At 72.1% G+C, this 15401-nt stretch carries 13 protein-coding genes; 8 read left to right on the top strand and 5 right to left on the bottom strand.

The window, feature by feature from the left end; translation table 11 throughout:
- The first annotated feature begins 27 nt into the window (after positions 1–27).
- From dnaK to ACIOGZ_RS10385, 5 genes are all read left to right on the top strand, one after another.
- Complete coding sequence (gene dnaK / locus ACIOGZ_RS10405) at positions 28–1860, top strand: molecular chaperone DnaK (protein WP_350876573.1); 1833 nt, start codon at positions 28–30, stop codon at positions 1858–1860.
- Positions 1857–2492, top strand: coding sequence for a nucleotide exchange factor GrpE (grpE, locus tag ACIOGZ_RS10400; RefSeq protein WP_063348542.1), 636 nt, complete (start codon positions 1857–1859; stop codon positions 2490–2492). Before dnaK ends, grpE begins: the two co-directional genes overlap by 4 nt.
- Before the next feature lie 238 nt (positions 2493–2730).
- The gene (dnaJ, locus tag ACIOGZ_RS10395) at positions 2731–3888 is read left to right on the top strand and encodes a molecular chaperone DnaJ (RefSeq protein ID WP_363579807.1); all 1158 of its coding nucleotides are present in this window, start codon (positions 2731–2733) and stop codon (positions 3886–3888) included.
- 7 nt (positions 3889–3895) lie between these two features.
- The gene (locus ACIOGZ_RS10390) at positions 3896–4420 is read left to right on the top strand and encodes a heat shock protein transcriptional repressor HspR (protein ID WP_363579808.1); all 525 of its coding nucleotides are present in this window, start codon (positions 3896–3898) and stop codon (positions 4418–4420) included.
- 194 nt (positions 4421–4614) lie between these two features.
- Positions 4615–5622 carry a helix-turn-helix domain-containing protein gene (locus ACIOGZ_RS10385; RefSeq protein ID WP_363579809.1) on the top strand — a complete coding sequence of 336 codons (1008 nt, stop codon included), beginning with the start codon at positions 4615–4617 and terminating at the stop codon, positions 5620–5622.
- Between the two features lie 18 nt (positions 5623–5640).
- Here ACIOGZ_RS10385 and ACIOGZ_RS10380 read toward each other — a convergent pair whose 3' ends face one another.
- On the bottom strand, positions 5641–5817 hold the full coding sequence (locus ACIOGZ_RS10380) for a hypothetical protein (RefSeq protein ID WP_363579810.1): 177 nt from the start codon (positions 5815–5817) through the stop codon (positions 5641–5643).
- Positions 5818–6169: 352 nt separating this feature from the next.
- Between ACIOGZ_RS10380 and ACIOGZ_RS10375 the strand changes: the two genes are divergently transcribed.
- On the top strand, positions 6170–6796 hold the full coding sequence (locus ACIOGZ_RS10375) for a hypothetical protein (protein WP_063348539.1): 627 nt from the start codon (positions 6170–6172) through the stop codon (positions 6794–6796).
- Positions 6797–6803: 7 nt separating this feature from the next.
- Here ACIOGZ_RS10375 and ACIOGZ_RS10370 read toward each other — a convergent pair whose 3' ends face one another.
- From ACIOGZ_RS10370 to ACIOGZ_RS10355, 4 genes are all read right to left on the bottom strand, one after another.
- A complete protein-coding gene (locus ACIOGZ_RS10370) occupies positions 6804–7781 on the bottom strand; it encodes a LuxR C-terminal-related transcriptional regulator (protein WP_363579811.1) in 978 nt (325 codons plus the stop codon).
- Positions 7781–8770: a LuxR C-terminal-related transcriptional regulator gene (locus ACIOGZ_RS10365; protein WP_400804193.1), complete on the bottom strand. Its 990-nt coding sequence runs from the start codon at positions 8768–8770 to the stop codon at positions 7781–7783. Before ACIOGZ_RS10365 ends, ACIOGZ_RS10370 begins: the two co-directional genes overlap by 1 nt.
- 90 nt (positions 8771–8860) lie before the next feature.
- A complete protein-coding gene (locus ACIOGZ_RS10360; RefSeq protein WP_363579813.1) occupies positions 8861–9850 on the bottom strand; it encodes a LuxR C-terminal-related transcriptional regulator in 990 nt (329 codons plus the stop codon).
- A 580-nt stretch (positions 9851–10430) separates the two neighbouring features.
- Positions 10431–11570, bottom strand: a complete 1140-nt coding sequence (locus ACIOGZ_RS10355) for a TDT family transporter (protein ID WP_363627872.1) — start codon at positions 11568–11570, stop codon at positions 10431–10433.
- A 70-nt stretch (positions 11571–11640) separates the two neighbouring features.
- On the opposite strand from ACIOGZ_RS10355, the gene ACIOGZ_RS10350 reads away from it, so the two are divergent.
- Positions 11641–12600 (top strand): LysR family transcriptional regulator, encoded by a 960-nt coding sequence (locus tag ACIOGZ_RS10350; protein WP_363627873.1) that lies wholly within the window; start codon positions 11641–11643, stop codon positions 12598–12600.
- Between the two features lie 80 nt (positions 12601–12680).
- The gene (gene clpB / locus ACIOGZ_RS10345; protein ID WP_400985549.1) at positions 12681–15287 is read left to right on the top strand and encodes an ATP-dependent chaperone ClpB; all 2607 of its coding nucleotides are present in this window, start codon (positions 12681–12683) and stop codon (positions 15285–15287) included.
- Positions 15288–15401: the final 114 nt, after the last annotated feature.

Here is a 15401-nt window from a genome sequence, read left to right as displayed (position 1 = left end):
CTCAACTCTTCCGTGGAGGTATTTACGATGGCACGCGCGGTCGGCATCGACCTCGGTACGACGAACTCGGTCGTCAGCGTTCTGGAGGGTGGCGAGCCCACCGTCATCACGAACGCCGAGGGCGCGCGGACCACGCCGTCCGTCGTCGCTTTCGCGAAGAACGGCGAGGTCCTGGTCGGCGAGGTGGCCAAGCGTCAGGCGGTCACCAACGTCGATCGCACCATTCGCTCGGTCAAGCGCCACATGGGCACCGGGTGGAAGATCAACCTGGACGGCAAGGACTTCAACCCGCAGCAGATCAGCGCCTTCGTGCTGCAGAAGCTGAAGCGGGACGCCGAGGCCTACCTGGGTGAGACCGTCACCGACGCCGTCATCACCGTTCCGGCGTACTTCTCCGACTCCGAGCGCCAGGCCACCAAGGAGGCCGGTGAGATCGCGGGCCTCAACGTCCTGCGCATCGTCAACGAGCCGACCGCGGCCGCCCTGGCCTACGGCCTCGACAAAGACGACCAGACCATCCTGGTCTTCGACCTCGGCGGCGGCACCTTCGACGTCTCCCTGCTGGAGATCGGCGACGGGGTCGTCGAGGTGAAGGCCACCAACGGTGACAACCACCTCGGTGGTGACGACTGGGACCAGAAGGTCGTCGACCACCTGGTCAAGGTCTTCCAGGCCGGCCACGGCGTCGACCTGTCCAAGGACAAGATGGCCCTGCAGCGTCTGCGCGAGGCCGCCGAGAAGGCCAAGATCGAGCTGTCCTCGTCCTCCGAGACCTCGATCAACCTGCCCTACATCACGGCCTCCGCCGAGGGCCCGCTGCACCTGGACGAGAAGCTCACCCGCGCCCAGTTCCAGCAGCTCACCTCCGACCTGCTGGAGCGCTGCAAGGTCCCGTTCCACAACGTGATCAAGGACGCCGGCATCTCGCTCTCCGAGATCGACCACGTCGTCCTGGTCGGCGGCTCGACCCGCATGCCCGCCGTCGCCGAGCTCGTCCGCGAGCTGACCGGCGGCAAGGACGCCAACAAGGGCGTCAACCCGGACGAGGTCGTCGCCATCGGCGCCGCGCTCCAGGCCGGTGTCCTCAAGGGCGAGGTCAAGGACGTCCTGCTGCTCGACGTCACCCCGCTGTCCCTCGGCATCGAGACCAAGGGCGGCATCATGACCAAGCTGATCGAGCGCAACACCACGATCCCGACCAAGCGCTCCGAGATCTTCACCACGGCCGAGGACAACCAGCCGTCCGTGCAGATCCAGGTCTACCAGGGCGAGCGCGAGATCGCGGCGTACAACAAGAAGCTGGGCATGTTCGAGCTGACCGGCCTGCCGCCGGCGCCGCGCGGCCTGCCGCAGATCGAGGTCACCTTCGACATCGATGCCAACGGCATCATGCACGTCGGCGCGAAGGACCTCGGCACCGGCAAGGAGCAGAAGATGACCGTCACCGGCGGCTCCGCGCTGCCGAAGGACGACATCGAGCGCATGATGCGCGAGGCCGAGCAGTACGCGGAGGAGGACCACAAGCGCCGCGAGTCCGTCGAGACCCGCAACTCCGCCGAGCAGCTCGTCTACTCGACCGAGAAGTTCATCGCCGACAACACCGACAAGCTCCCCGCCGACGTCAAGGCCGAGGTCGAGACCGCCATCGGCGAGCTCAAGGAGGCCCTGAAGGGCGAGGACATCGCGAAGATCCGCGAAGCCTCGGAGAAGGTCTCCACCACCGCGCAGAAGCTCGGCCAGGCGCTGTACGCCAACGCCGACGCCGCCGCCCCGGCCGGCGAGTCCACCCAGGCCAAGGACGACGACGTCGTCGACGCCGAGATCGTGGACGACGAGAAGCCCAAGGGCGGTGCGGCATGACGGACAAGCCGCAGGGCGGCAAGCCCGGCGACGACTCCGCCGCCGACGAGGCTGTGATCAAGGCCGCCGAGGAGGCCGCCGCAGCCGGCGCCGCCGACTCCGGCTCCGGTGCGGGCTCCGACGAACTCGCCACTGCCAAGCGGGAGTCGGCCGAGCGCACCGCCGACCTGCAGCGCCTGCAGGCCGAGTACCAGAACTACCGCAAGCGGGTCGAGCGCGACCGGCTGACGGTCCGCGAGATCGCGGTCTCCAACATCCTGGAGTCCCTGATCCCGGTGCTCGACGACATCGGCCGCGCCCGCGAGCACGGCGAGGTCACCGGCGGCTTCAAGTCCGTCGCCGAGTCCCTGGAGACGGTCGTCGCCAAGCTGGGCCTCCAGCAGTTCGGCAAGGAGGGCGAGCCCTTCGACCCGACCATGCACGAGGCGCTGATGCACAGCTACTCCTCGGACGTCACCGAGGACACCTGCGTGCAGATCCTCCAGCCCGGCTACCGCATCGGCGAGCGGATCATCCGCCCCGCCATGGTCGCCGTCGCGGAGCCCCAGCCGGGCACCCAGACCACGGCCGCGCCCGACGGCGAGGCGAAGTCCGGGGACGCGGACAAGTCCGACGGTGGTTCGGACAGCTGACAACCTGTGACAGCTGACAACCAGTGCGCTGCGGAGTCGTACGCCGGCCAGTACGGCGGCCGGCTCCGCAGCGCGCTGTCAACAGCGCCCGGTGAAGCGGCTGTTGACAGCGCAGCGACGATGGACATCGGGAGGTGGCGGCAGCTATGAGCAAGCGCAGCGAGCGAATCGTTGAAAAACGAATCGTTGAAAGGCGCGTGTTGCGCGGAGCGGCTGCCGAGCGGAGCGAGGTGGACGCATGAGTGGCAAGGACTACGTGGAGAAGGACTACTACAAGGTCCTCGGCGTGCCCAAGGACGCCACCGCCGCCGAGATCAAGAAGACCTACCGCAAGCTCGCGCGCGAGTTCCACCCGGACGCCAACAAGGGTGACGTCAAGGCCGAGGAACGCTTCAAGGACATCTCCGAGGCCTACGACGTCCTGTCCGACGAGAAGCGCCGCAAGGAGTACGACGAGGCCCGCAGCCTCTTCGCCAACGGCGGCTTCCGGGCCGGCGGACCCGGCCAGGGCAACGGCAGCTACAACTTCGACTTCGGCGACCTCTTCAGCGGCAGCCAGAACACCGGCAGCGGCGGGCTCGGCGACGTCTTCGGCGGGCTCTTCAACCGCGGCGGCGGCCGGCAGGCCCAGCCCCGGCGCGGCGCCGACGTCGAGACCGAGGTGACCCTCGCCTTCGACGAGGCTGTCGACGGTGCGACCGTCCCGCTGCGGATGACCAGCCAGGCCCCCTGCCGCAGCTGCAACGGCACCGGCGCCAAGTCCGGCACCACCCCGCGGGTCTGCCCGACCTGCGTCGGCGCCGGCACCGTCAGCCGCGGCCAGGGCGCGTTCGCGCTCTCCGAGCCGTGCAAGGACTGCCGCGGGCGCGGCATGATCGTCGACGACCCGTGCGTCGACTGCCACGGCAGCGGCCGGGCCAGCTCCGCCCACACCATGCAGGTCCGCATCCCGGCCGGCGTCCAGGACGCCCAGCGCATCCGGCTCAAGGGCAAGGGCGCCCAGGGCGAACGCGGCGGACAGCCCGGCGACCTCTACGTCACCGTGCACGTCGGCCCGCACCCCGTCTTCGGGCGCAAGGGGGACAACCTCACCGTCACCGTCCCCGTCACCTTCCCCGAGGCCACCCTCGGCGCCACCATCGAGGTGCCCACGCTGAACGGGCCCGCCGTGAAGCTGAAGCTGCCCCCCGGCAGCGCCAACGGCCTCACCATGCGCGCCCGCGGCAAGGGTGCCACCCGCAAGGACGGCACCCGCGGCGACCTCCTCGTCACCGTCGAGGTCGTGGTGCCGCGGCACGTCACCGGGGACGCGCTGAACGCCCTGGAGCAGTACCGCGAGGCCACCGCCTCCGACGACCCACGAGCCGCCCTGTTCCGGGCGGCGAAGGGAGCGTGACGACCAGATGATCCCCGACAGCCCCATCGGCCCCGGCATCGGTGAAGGCCTGCCCGGCATCGGCTCCGGCCTGCCCGGCGACGGCCGCCGCACCCGGCGGCCCACCGCCCCGCCGCAGTACGTCCTCACCGAGGACACCCCGGTGTACGTCATCTCCGTCGCCGCCGAGCTCTCCGGCCTGCACCCGCAGACCCTCCGCCAGTACGACCGCCTCGGTCTGGTCAGCCCCGACCGCACCGCCGGCCGGGGCCGCCGCTACTCCGCGCGCGACATCCAGCAGCTGCGCGAGGTCCAGCGGCTCTCCCAGGACGAGGGCATCAACCTGGCCGGCATCAAGCGGATCATCGAGCTGGAGAACCAGGTCACCGCGCTCCAGTCCCGCATCGGCGAACTGGTCGACTCCCTCGAAGGCGCCACCAGCGCCCTCCAGCAGCGCGAGGCCGCCGTCCACGCCTCCTACCGCCGCGACCTCGTCCCCTACCAGCCCCCCACCCAGTCCAGCGCCCTGGTCGTCTGGCGCCCCAAACGCTGAGACTTGGCTGAACACCTCCGGCCGCCGGCTCCCCTCCACCCGGGGGGTGCCGGCGGCTTGATCGTGGTGAGAGAGTGCTGTCGAACAAATCTGGCCGCCCTCACCGATGCCACCCGATCTGGCATGCTGCACTGCGATTCCGGTATTGGTGCCCGGCAGGTAGTGCAGACACGGCCACGGCAAGGAGCCCGCAGATGAGTGGACGAGAACAGCCCAGTACCGCCGCGATTGGGCCCTCCGTCCTCTCGAAAGAAGCGCGGGAGTTGTATCTGGCGGTCATCCGCGAGAACGGACGGCTTCCGAAGGACTCCGACCTCGCCAGGGCGGGCGGAGCCCAGGAGGAGTTGGTGGCCATAGGCCTTCTGGTCGCCGACACCGACGAGCCCGGTGTCCTCGTCGCGGTCGACCCCCAGCAGCTGTCCGAGAGCCTCTCCGTGACCTGGCAGCGCCAGGCGCTCGACCTGCTCACCCGCGCGTCGGCCCTCGCCACCGATCTCCACGACCTGACGGCCGCCTACCACTCACCGGAGCAGGCCGGCGGCGCGATCGAGTACGTGCGGGGGAAGGTGCTGATCAACCAGCGGGTGCAGCAGATCGTCGCCAGCGCCTCGGAGGAGATCCTCGCCGCCCAACCCGGCGGGCCGCGCCCGTCGGAGGCGCTCACCGGCATCCTCACCCGCGACCTCGAAGCCCTCCGCCTGGGCATCACGCTCAGGACGATCTACCACCCGAGCACCCGGTACCACGCTCCCACCAGGGAATACGTGGCCACGATAACCAAGGCCGGCGGGCGGTTCCGGACGCTGGAGGAGCCCTACACGCGATTGATCGTCATCGATCGCCGAATCGCGGTCATCCCCATCGCCGAGGACCTCAATCTGGCTGCCTTCGTGCACGATCGGGCCGTCATCAGCTACCTGATCAGCGAGATCTTCGAGCGGAACTGGAGCCGGGCGCTGGACTTCGACGGCGCGCGCGCCGTTCCGCAGCAGGTGGTCTCCGGGATGCGGCAGACGATCATCGACCTCATGCTCGAAGGCGTGAACCACCGGGTGATCGCCCGCAGACTCGGCATCAGTGAAAGGACGCTCGCGCGGCACCTGGCCGAGATGCGCGACGAGCACAATGTCGAGTCGCTCTTCCAACTCGGGTACGCATTGGCCAGGAACAGCGTTCCGACCGACTCCGACAGCTATCACTGACCAAGCGTCGCGGCGGTCTCAGTTCCAGATCGTGTCATTGGCCAGCGCCATGGTCTTCGGCGCTGCCGCATCGTGGGAAACCCCGATGTTCCAGATCGTGTCGTCGGCCGGACTCGAACCGCTGCTGATGAAAAGCGCCAGACCCACAACGACTGGAACCAGGACAAACCGCACCACCCGGCGTATCCGAGACATGGTGCCCCCTCTCTTTGTTTAAGACTTGACGCGGGTACCCAGCCATTGTTTCGAACAACCTGCCACATAATGCCGCAAGCCCATGCCGGAAGCCAGGGGGCCTGCTACCCCAGTGCGTCATCTCTCTGCCAGGCATCGAGATGACACCACGGCTCTGTGGACGGTGGCGACGGTCGACAGAGACGATCAGTGCACTCCCCAACCCCTCTCGCGGGAGGGGGAAGACGGGGACACCACAAACAACATGTCCATGACTAGTTCGTTTCGACCACAACGAATGCACAGCAGCATTCCGATAGTCACCACCCAACGGGGCGATCGGCCTGGTTGGCACCTATCCCCGGAGTCGACAATGAGTGAGCCCTACCTGCGAGAGCACGCCGGACAGACCCCCGAGGGCCGGCGTGCGCGTGTGTTCCTGGCCGCGCCGCTGATGCGGCTGACCGGGCCCGCGGACAGTGTGGTGACGCTCGCCAGCCGGACGCGGCTGACGACGCTCCGTACCACCCTGCTCCGCAGCGGTGCCGCCGTGTACAGCGCGCACCACAGTGATGCCTGGACCGTCGCCGGGCAGGCGCCGGAGCCCCGGGTGCCGTCCGACTTCCGGGCCCTGCAGTCCGCGGACCTCGTGTTCGCCTACGTCGGGGCGCCGCTGTCGGCCGGGGTGAGCCTGGAGCTGGGGTGGGCGTCGGCGCTGCGGAAGCCGATCGTCCTCCTCGTCGACGAGGCCATCACGCACAACCCGCTGATCGCCACCATCGAGCAGGTCGCCCCCGTCCTGCCGCTGGTCTTCGACGACACCTGGTCGCAGGAGGCCCTCAACCACACCGTGGAGACCGCGCTCGACTGGGCCGGCATGGCGCTGTCCCTGCGCGAGGGCTTCTGGACCGCCCCCGGTGAGCAGTTCAACGTCCCCCGGCAGCAGCCCCCCGTCGTCGGCCGGGCCGGCTACTGGCCGACCAGCGCCGCCACCGGCTGAACAGCGCTCACCCATCGGGCTCCCCCGTCCGGGCGCCCCGCAGCTGCCAGCCCAGCTGGAACAGCGTCTCCGCGTCGTGCAGTTCGCGCAGCCGGGCGATGTGGCCGGCCACCGTCCGCTCGCTGAGGCCGAGGCGGCCGGCGATGGCGCGCTGGGTGAGGCCCTGAGCGAGGAGCCGGCCGACCTGCTCGTGGGCCGTCGACTCGGGAGCGGACGCCTGGTCGGCGCTCCAGAGGAGGCGGCCCGAGCGGGCCCAGTCCCGTTCGAACACGGCCAGGAAGTGGTCGACGGTCGCCGGATCCTCGATGAAGGTCGCGCTCCGGAGGTCGTCGGCGGACTGGAGCACGGCGATCCGGCGGTCGAAGATGTGCAGGTGGCGGAACGGCTCGGCCAGGACCCGGAAGCGGGCGCCCAGTTCGGTGCCGCGGGCGGTGTGGTCGGCGGTCGCCTGGTCCCGGACGGCGCCGGGTGCGTAGATCACCCGGATCCGGCCGCCCCGGCCGCAGAACCGGCCGATCCGTTCCAGGGCCTCCTCCAGCTGGTGGGCGTGGCGGGGCCGGCCGGGCTGGGCGACGAGGATCTCCTGGCGACAGGCCGCCTCCACCTCGGTGAACCGCCGGATGACCGCGCCGAGGCCCTGGACGTGATGCACCGTACCGGCGCGGTCGGTCGGGCGCGGGGCCGTGTCGTAGGCCTTGGTCAGGTCGTCTAGGGCCTGCGGGAGTTGGGCGGCCTGGACGAGAAGCCGGGTGCCTTCGGCCCGGAGCTCGGCACTGATCCGGTCGCCGACCGTCCGCGGGTTGACGGCGGTGCAGACGTCGGATTCGGGCCGGGCGAGCAGCAGCCCGAGCGCGAGCAGGTGTTCCAGGGCCGGCCGGTCGGCGTCGGCCACCTCGGCCCGGTCGATCCAGCCGCCGCGCCGGAGGATGCGCAGGTACAGGTCGTGTGCGGCCTGGTCGGGCCGCTCGGCGCCGCGCCCGTGCATCACGGCACCCGCCGACGGGCGGCGTCGGCCGCCGACCGGAGCTGCCAGCCGAGTTGGAAGAGCGTCTCGGCGTCGTACAGTTCGCGCAGCCGGGCGATGTGGCCGGCCACCGTGCGTTCGCTCAGGCCGAGGCGGGTGGCGATGGCGCGCTGGGTGAGGCCCTGGGCGAGGAAACGGCCGACCTGGTCGGGCAGGGAATCGGCTGGTTCGGTGGCTTCCGGGCCACGGGACCAGCGGACCCGGGCGGCGCGCTGCCAGTCGCGTTCGAAGGCGTCGGCCATGAAGTCGACCACCACCGGGTCCTCGACGAAGGCCGCGCGGCTGTTGTCGGACGCGGCGGGGATGACGGCCACCTTCCGGTCGTAGATCAGGACCCGCCGGAACGGCTCGCCCAGCACCCGGTACCGGCAGCCGATCTCGGCGGACGCGGCGGCGAAGGCGGCGGTCGCCGGGTCTGCGGCCGCCGCCGGCTCGTAGATGCCCCGGACGGTGCCGCCGCGCTCGGCGAGCCGCCGCATCCGGTCGAGGGCGTCCGGGAGCCCCTCGACGGGCCGGGCACCGCCGGGCTGGGCGGACAGCATCTCCTGCGAGCACTCGGCGTCGAGTTGGGCCAGGCGCAGGCGGATCTGTTCGAAGCCGTGCACGTACGTGACATCGACGGAGCACTCGGGGTGGCGCGGCGTGACGTCGAAGGCCTGCGCCAACTCGGCGAACCGCTCGGGCGCTTCGTCCGCCCTGGCCAGCAGTTCGCCACCCACGGAACGCAGTTCGGACCCGATCCGGCCGATGACGACACGCGGGTTCACCGCGGCGTAGGCCGCGTCCTCGACCCTCGGGACGACCAGTCCGAGGTCGAGCAACCGCCCCAGGACCGGTTCGTCACCCGGAGTCAGGTCGGCCGCCCGGAGGATGCCGCCGTTGCCGACGACGGCGAGGTACAGCGCCCGGGCGGCGTCGTCGGGCAGGGGGGAGGTCGACGGATCGGTCATGGGGATCCCCCCGGAGCCGCCCGCCGAGGTGGACGAGGGTACGGGCGCGGGGCGGGCCGGGCGGCTGGGGCCCGCTCGGCGGGGCCGGGTTCATCGGTCATCGCGGGCGCCTCTCATCAGCCAGCCGAGTTGGAAGAGGGTCTGGGCGCCGTGGCGGTCGCGGAGGCGGGAGATGTGGGCGGCGACGGTGCGTTCGCTGAGGCCGAGGCGGGTGGCGACGGCGCGCTGGGTGAGGCCTCGGGCGAGGAGCCGGCCGACCCGGTCGGGGATGGTGCGGGTGGGGCCGAGGGCGGCGGAGGTTTCGGCGGTTTCGGCGCGGGCCCAGTCGCGTTCGAAGGCGCCGACCAGGAAGGTGATGGCGGCCGGGTCGGTGATGAAGGCGGCCGTGCTGTTGTCGTCGTTGGCGGAGATCACGGCGACGGTGCGGTCGAAGACGAGCAGCCGCTGGAACGGCTCGTCGAGGACACGGATGAGGGAGCCGTGCTGGGTGACCTCTTCGACGTAGGCGAGGGCGGGCGGGTCGGCGAGGGCGACGGGCTGGTAGATGGTGCGCAGGGAGCAGCCGCGCTGGAGCAGGTGGAGGTCCTGGAGGAGGGCGACTTGCAGGGTGCCGGCGGGGCGGTGGCCGGGTTGGGCGGCGAGGACTTCGGAGCGGCAGTCGGAGGCGAGCTGGGAGATCCGCTGGCGGATGTGGACGTGGCCCTCGACGTGGACGGCGCCGCCGGCCCGGCCGGAGGGCCGGGGCATCGCGTCGTAGGCGCGGGTGAGGCCGTCGAGGGCGCCCGGGAGGTTCTCCGCGCGGACCAGCAGCCTGGTCGCCTCGCTGCGGAGTTCGGCGCCCAGGCGGTCGGTGACGGAGCGCGGGCTGACGGCGGTGTAGCAGTGGTCCATCGGGTTGGCGATGAGCAGGCCGAGGTCGACGAGCTGCTGGAGCGCGGCCTGGCCGGTGTCCTGGGTGTCGGTGAACGGGATGCGGCCGCCCCGGGCGAGGATCGCCAGGTACAGCTGCCGGGCGGCCTCGTCGGGTTCCTCGCCCGGTGGCTGTCCGTGCTGCGGCGCGACCGCCGGTTCCGCCGTCACGTCGCACACTCCCTGCCGGATGCTTCTCCCTCGTCGCCGCGCCCGCGCCGTCGGGCGCGGGGCTCGGCGGTCACGGTACCGGGCTCGACGTCGGCCCCCGGGGCCCGGGTGCCGTCGCACTCCGGGGTGTCCTGGGGGCCGACGTCGCCACGCCCGTGCCCAGGCGCTTCCGTCGAGGCGGAGCAGCAACGCCTCGACGGCTCCGGTTCCGGGGGCCATCACCACACATGGCGCCCCGGCCGGCGCTCTTCCCCCCCGTTTCACGCGTGCGGGACGTTGCACCCGTGGTCAGTTCCGAAGAGCAAGTCGCCACCATCGGGCTGCGGTGCCCGGACGGCCTGGCGTGACTCCACCCTCACAGCGCGACGGCCGGTGAACAAGTGTCGCCCGAGTGCAGGTTCGCGCAATTGCAGCTATCTGCACGACGGGTACGGCGGGAGGGGTCGAGCGGCGGGCCGGGTTCCGGTAAAGGCCGAGGCCAGCGCGGTGCCCGGGTGGTCACCGCCCGTACGGTCGGTCGGCCGTGCGCGGTCGGGCCGCGGGTGCGGGTTCCTGCAACGGCGGCGTGCCGCGGGAGGAGTCAGGCACGCCCCAGCAGGCGTCCCCGGGCGAGCCCGGCGGCGGTCCCGCCGGCGGCGAGCACCCAGGCGGTGGCCAGCAGCAGGTAGAGCCCGGCGGCGATCGCGGTGAAGCCGCCGAACCCGGTGTGCCGGGCGAGCGCGGAGGCGCCGGTGACGCAGGTGCCGATCGGGAAGGTGTACGCCCACCAGGTCATCGCGAACGGCATGCCGGCCCGGCGGGCGCGCAGGTTGGCGGTGAGCGCGACGGCCAGCCAGAGCATCGCGACGCCGAGCACCGCGACGCCGTACAGCTCCGCGAAGGGGAGCATGGCGGGGGCCAGCGCGGGCAGCACCGGGCGGGCGGCGTCGGCGAGTTGGTGGACGGCGGTGACGGACTGGCCGAGCGGGCCGAGCACCAGGAACAGCGAGGGGGTGAGCACCAGGGTGGGCAGCTTGCTGTGGAACAGCCCGGTGAAGACCACCGGCAGCAGCACCAGGGTGGCCAGCAGGCCGATCCCGAAGAGGGCCCAGCAGGCGTACAGCATGGCCTGCTGCGGCAGCCCGGCCGGCAGGTGCGGGACGAGGGCCGGGCCGGTGGCGGAGGCGACCAGCGGGGCGACCACCGGCAGCAGCCAGGTCGGGTTGGCTTCCAGGGCGGAGACCGGGTGCCGGGTGATCATCAGGTACGGGATGCCGCCGGCGACGGCCAGCGCGTACAGGGTGCCGACGCCCCACAGCACGGCGTCGACGGCGACCGCGGGGCCGGTGCCGATCACCCGGGAGCCGAGCAGCAGGGTGCCGAGGCCGACCGAGAGCAGGGCCATCGGCGGGCAGCCGTAGAAGACGGCGGTGGCCGGGTTGTCCAGCAGCTGGGTGCGGGCGGCCTCGCGGTGCCGGGTGAGGTGGACCAGCCGGGCCGCGCCCAGCACCAGCAGGGCCGCGAGTCCGAGCGCCCACATCACCTCGCCGAAGCCGATCAGCCCCGGCAGCCGGAGCGGCAGGACGGCCGCGCCGTTGCCCAGGATCGCGGTGCCCATGACGGCGGCGTACCAGTTGGGGCCGAGCTGGGCGAGGTCGAGGCGGGCACCCAGCGAGGAACGGGAGGGGCGGGAGGAACGGGAGGGGCGGGTGAGCGGGCGGGCATCGGCCAGGGTGGACATGGTTCCACCGTGCCGCCCCGCGCCGGGCTCCGGTAGCGCCGCGGGTTCTATGAGGACATAGCCTGGACCTATGGCCCTCTCCCCCCGCGTCCCCGAGCTCGGCGCCCTGGAACTGCTGCTCGCGGTGGCCCGGCTGGGCAGCGTCGGGCGGGCCGCGGCCGAACTGGGCGTGAGCCAGCCGACCGCCAGTGCGCGGATCAAGGGCATGGAGCGGCAGATCGGCGTCCCGCTGCTGGAGCGCTCGCCCCGGGGCAGCCGGCCGACCGAGGCGGGTCGGCTGGTGGTCGAGTGGGCCGGGCACGTGGTGGAGGCGGCGCAGGCGCTGGACGCCGGGATCGACGCGCTGCGCGAGCGGCGGGACGCCAAGCTGCGGGTGGTGGCCAGCCTGACCGTCGCCGAGTACCTGATGCCGGGCTGGCTGCTGGCCCTGGCCGAGGCCAGTCCGGGCACGGCGGTGACGCTGCGGACGGCGAACTCGGCGGAGGTCGCCGGACACGTGCTGGCCGGGGACGCCGACCTCGGCTTCGTCGAGGGCCCGTCCACCCCGCCCGGGCTGGCCGGCGCGGTGGTGGCGGCGGACCGGCTGGTGGTCGTGGTGGCGCCCGGCCACCCGTGGGCGCGCCGCCGGGCGCCGCTGACCGGGCCGGAGCTGGCCGCCACCCCGCTGGTGCTGCGCGAGTCGGGCTCGGGCACCCGGGAGGTGCTGGAGATGGCGCTGGCGCCGTACGGGGGCACGGTGCGGCCCCGGCTGGAGCTGGCCTCGTCCACCGCGCTGAAGGCGGCGGCGATGACCGGGGCCGGGCCGGTCTGCCTGAGCGAGCTGGCGGTGATGGAGGAGTTGGCCGTCCGGCGGCTGGTGGCCGTGCCGCTGGCCGAGGGGCTGGACCTGCGACGGCCGCTGCGCGCGGTGTGGCCGGCCGGGCAGCGGCCGAGCGGGCCGGCCCGGGAGCTGCTGGGGCTGACCCGCCGGACGCCCCGCGCGCAGCGGCCGCCCCGGGCGGAACGGGTGGAACGCGCGGAACGGGCGTAAGAACTTGAGCGGAATAGACTCAACTTAGTGCATGCTGTACGTAGCAGTGTTGAAGGACGACGAGGGAGGACCCCCCAGCAGTGGACGCCAGCAAGTTCACCACCAAGACGCAGGACGCCCTGTCCGCCGCGATCCGGCAGGCGGGCGCGGCCGGGAACCCGGACGTCAAGCCGGTGCACATCCTGATCGCCCTGCTGGAGCAGCCCGAGGGCATCGCCCGGCCGCTGCTGGAGGCGGTCGGGGCGGACGTCACCCGGATCGACGCGGAGGCCCGCCGCCAGCTGGCCGCCCTGCCCAGCGCGATGGGCTCGACGGTCGCCGCGCCGCAGCTCTCCCGGGACACCCTCGCGGTGCTCACCGAGGCCGGCAAGCGCGCCGACGACCTGGACGACCAGTACGTCTCCACCGAGCACCTGATGGTCGGCCTGGCCGCCGAGGGCGGGCCGGTCGCCGAACTGCTGGCACGGCAGGGCGCGACGGCGAAGGACCTGCTCGCCGCGTTCAAGGACGTGCGCGGCAGCGGCCGGGTGACCTCTCCGGATCCGGAGGGCACCTACAAGGCGCTGGAGAAGTACGGCACCGACCTGACCCAGGCCGCCCGGGACGGCAAGCTCGACCCGGTGATCGGCCGGGACCAGGAGATCCGCCGGGTCGTCCAGGTACTCTCCCGCCGGACCAAGAACAACCCGGTGCTGATCGGCGAGCCGGGCGTCGGCAAGACCGCGGTGGTCGAGGGCCTGGCCCAGCGCATCGTCGCCGGCGACGTGCCGGAGTCGCTGCGCGGCAAGCGGCTGGTCGCGCTGGACCTCAGCGCGATGGTCGCGGGCGCCAAGTACCGCGGCGAGTTCGAGGAGCGGCTGAAGGCCGTCCTGAACGACATCAAGCAGAGCAACGGCCAGGTCGTCACCTTCATCGACGAGCTGCACACCATGGTCGGCGCGGGCGCCGGCGGCGACTCCGCGATGGACGCCGGCAACATGCTCAAGCCGATGCTGGCCCGCGGCGAGCTGCGGATGGTCGGCGCCACCACTCTGGACGAGTACCGCGAGCGGATCGAGAAGGACCCGGCCCTGGAGCGCCGCTTCCAGCAGGTGCTGGTCGGCGAGCCCAGCGTGGAGGACTCGATCGCCATCCTGCGCGGCCTCAAGGGCCGCTACGAGGCGCACCACAAGGTGCAGATCGCGGACGCCGCGCTGGTCGCCGCGGCCACCCTGTCCAACCGCTACATCACCTCCCGCTTCCTGCCCGACAAGGCGATCGACCTGGTCGACGAGGCGGCCTCCCGGCTGCGGATGGAGATCGACTCCTCCCCGGTCGAGATCGACGAACTCCAGCGCTCCGTCGACCGGTTGAGGATGGAGGAGCTGGCCCTGGAGAAGGAGTCGGACGCCGCCTCGATCGACCGGCTGGCCCGGCTGCGGCGCGATCTCGCCGACAAGAACGAGCAGTTGAGCGCCCTGACCGCGCGCTGGGAGCAGGAGAAGAAGAGCCTCAACCGGGTCGGCGAGCTCAAGGAGCGGCTGGACGACCTGCACGGCGCGCTCGAACGGGCCCAGCGTGACGGGGACTTCGAGCGAGCGTCGAAGCTGATGTACGCGGAGATCCCGGCCGCCGAGACGGAGCTCGCCGAAGCCCAGGAGCGGGCGGCCGACCAGGACGCCTCCGCCTCGATGGTGAAGGAGGAGGTCGGTCCGGACGACGTGGCCGACGTGGTCGCCTCCTGGACGGGCATCCCGGCCGGCCGCCTGCTGGAGGGCGAGAGCGCCAAACTCCTGCGCATGGAGGAGGAGTTGGGCCAGCGCCTGATCGGCCAGGCGGAGGCCGTGCGGGCGGTCTCGGACGCGGTGCGCCGCACCCGTTCCGGCATCGCCGACCCGGACCGCCCGACCGGCTCGTTCCTCTTCCTCGGCCCGACCGGCGTCGGCAAGACCGAACTCGCCAAGGCCCTGGCCGACTTCCTCTTCGACGACGAGCGGGCCATGGTCCGGATCGACATGAGCGAGTACGGCGAGAAGCACTCCGTCTCCCGCCTGGTCGGCGCCCCGCCCGGGTACATCGGCTACGAGGAGGGCGGCCAGCTCACCGAGGCGGTCCGCCGCCGCCCGTACAGCGTGGTGCTGCTGGACGAGGTGGAGAAGGCCCACCCGGAGGTCTTCGACGTCCTGCTCCAGGTGCTGGACGACGGCCGGCTCACCGACGGCCAGGGCCGCACGGTGGACTTCCGCAACGCGATCCTGATCCTCACCTCCAACCTGGGCTCCCAGTTCCTGGTCGACCCGGCCACCCCGGAGGACCGGAAGAAGGCCCTGGTGCTGGACTCCGTCCGGGCCGCGTTCAAGCCCGAGTTCCTCAACCGGCTGGACGACATCGTGGTCTTCGACCCGCTGGGCACCGCCGAGCTGAGCCGGATCGTCGACCTCCAGGTGGCCCGCCTCGGCGACCGGCTGCGGGAGCGGCGGCTCACCCTGGACGTCTCCGAGGCCGCCCGCGACTGGCTGGCCCTCACCGGCTACGACCCGGCGTACGGCGCCCGCCCGCTGCGCCGGCTGGTCCAGTCCGCGATCGGCGACCAGTTGGCCCGGGCCATCCTGTCCGGCCAGGTGCACGACGGGGACACCGTCCTGGTCGAGCGGGACGAGGAGGGCGACCGCCTCACCGTCCGCAGCCGCGGACCGCTGGAGAAGTAGCACCACCAGCCCGGGCCGCCCGCACGACAGCGCGGACGGCTCGGGCAACACCATTGCCGCACAGCACAGTTGACGGCCCACTCGACTACGGCCGCACCCCGCCGCACCCCGCCG

The sequence above is a fragment of the Kitasatospora sp. NPDC088160 genome, assembly GCF_044741445.1.
Taxonomy (GTDB): domain Bacteria; phylum Actinomycetota; class Actinomycetes; order Streptomycetales; family Streptomycetaceae; genus Kitasatospora.
Note: the sequence above shows the minus strand (reverse complement) of the source record. Positions and strands in the feature narration are given on the sequence as shown.

Bases quoted from the DNA above. Each gene is read 5' to 3' on its own strand.
- dnaK (WP_350876573.1), top strand. From the start codon at position 28: ATGGCACGCGCGGTCGGCATCGACCTCGGTACGACGAACTCGGTCGTC.
- grpE (WP_063348542.1), top strand. From the start codon at position 1,857: ATGACGGACAAGCCGCAGGGCGGCAAGCCCGGCGACGACTCCGCCGCC.
- dnaJ (WP_363579807.1), top strand. From the start codon at position 2,731: ATGAGTGGCAAGGACTACGTGGAGAAGGACTACTACAAGGTCCTCGGC.
- ACIOGZ_RS10390 (WP_363579808.1), top strand. From the start codon at position 3,896: ATGATCCCCGACAGCCCCATCGGCCCCGGCATCGGTGAAGGCCTGCCC.
- ACIOGZ_RS10385 (WP_363579809.1), top strand. From the start codon at position 4,615: ATGAGTGGACGAGAACAGCCCAGTACCGCCGCGATTGGGCCCTCCGTC.
- ACIOGZ_RS10380 (WP_363579810.1), bottom strand. From the start codon at position 5,817: ATGTCTCGGATACGCCGGGTGGTGCGGTTTGTCCTGGTTCCAGTCGTT.
- ACIOGZ_RS10375 (WP_063348539.1), top strand. From the start codon at position 6,170: ATGAGTGAGCCCTACCTGCGAGAGCACGCCGGACAGACCCCCGAGGGC.
- ACIOGZ_RS10370 (WP_363579811.1), bottom strand. From the start codon at position 7,781: ATGCACGGGCGCGGCGCCGAGCGGCCCGACCAGGCCGCACACGACCTG.
- ACIOGZ_RS10365 (WP_400804193.1), bottom strand. From the start codon at position 8,770: ATGACCGATCCGTCGACCTCCCCCCTGCCCGACGACGCCGCCCGGGCG.
- ACIOGZ_RS10355 (WP_363627872.1), bottom strand. From the start codon at position 11,570: ATGTCCACCCTGGCCGATGCCCGCCCGCTCACCCGCCCCTCCCGTTCC.
- ACIOGZ_RS10350 (WP_363627873.1), top strand. From the start codon at position 11,641: ATGGCCCTCTCCCCCCGCGTCCCCGAGCTCGGCGCCCTGGAACTGCTG.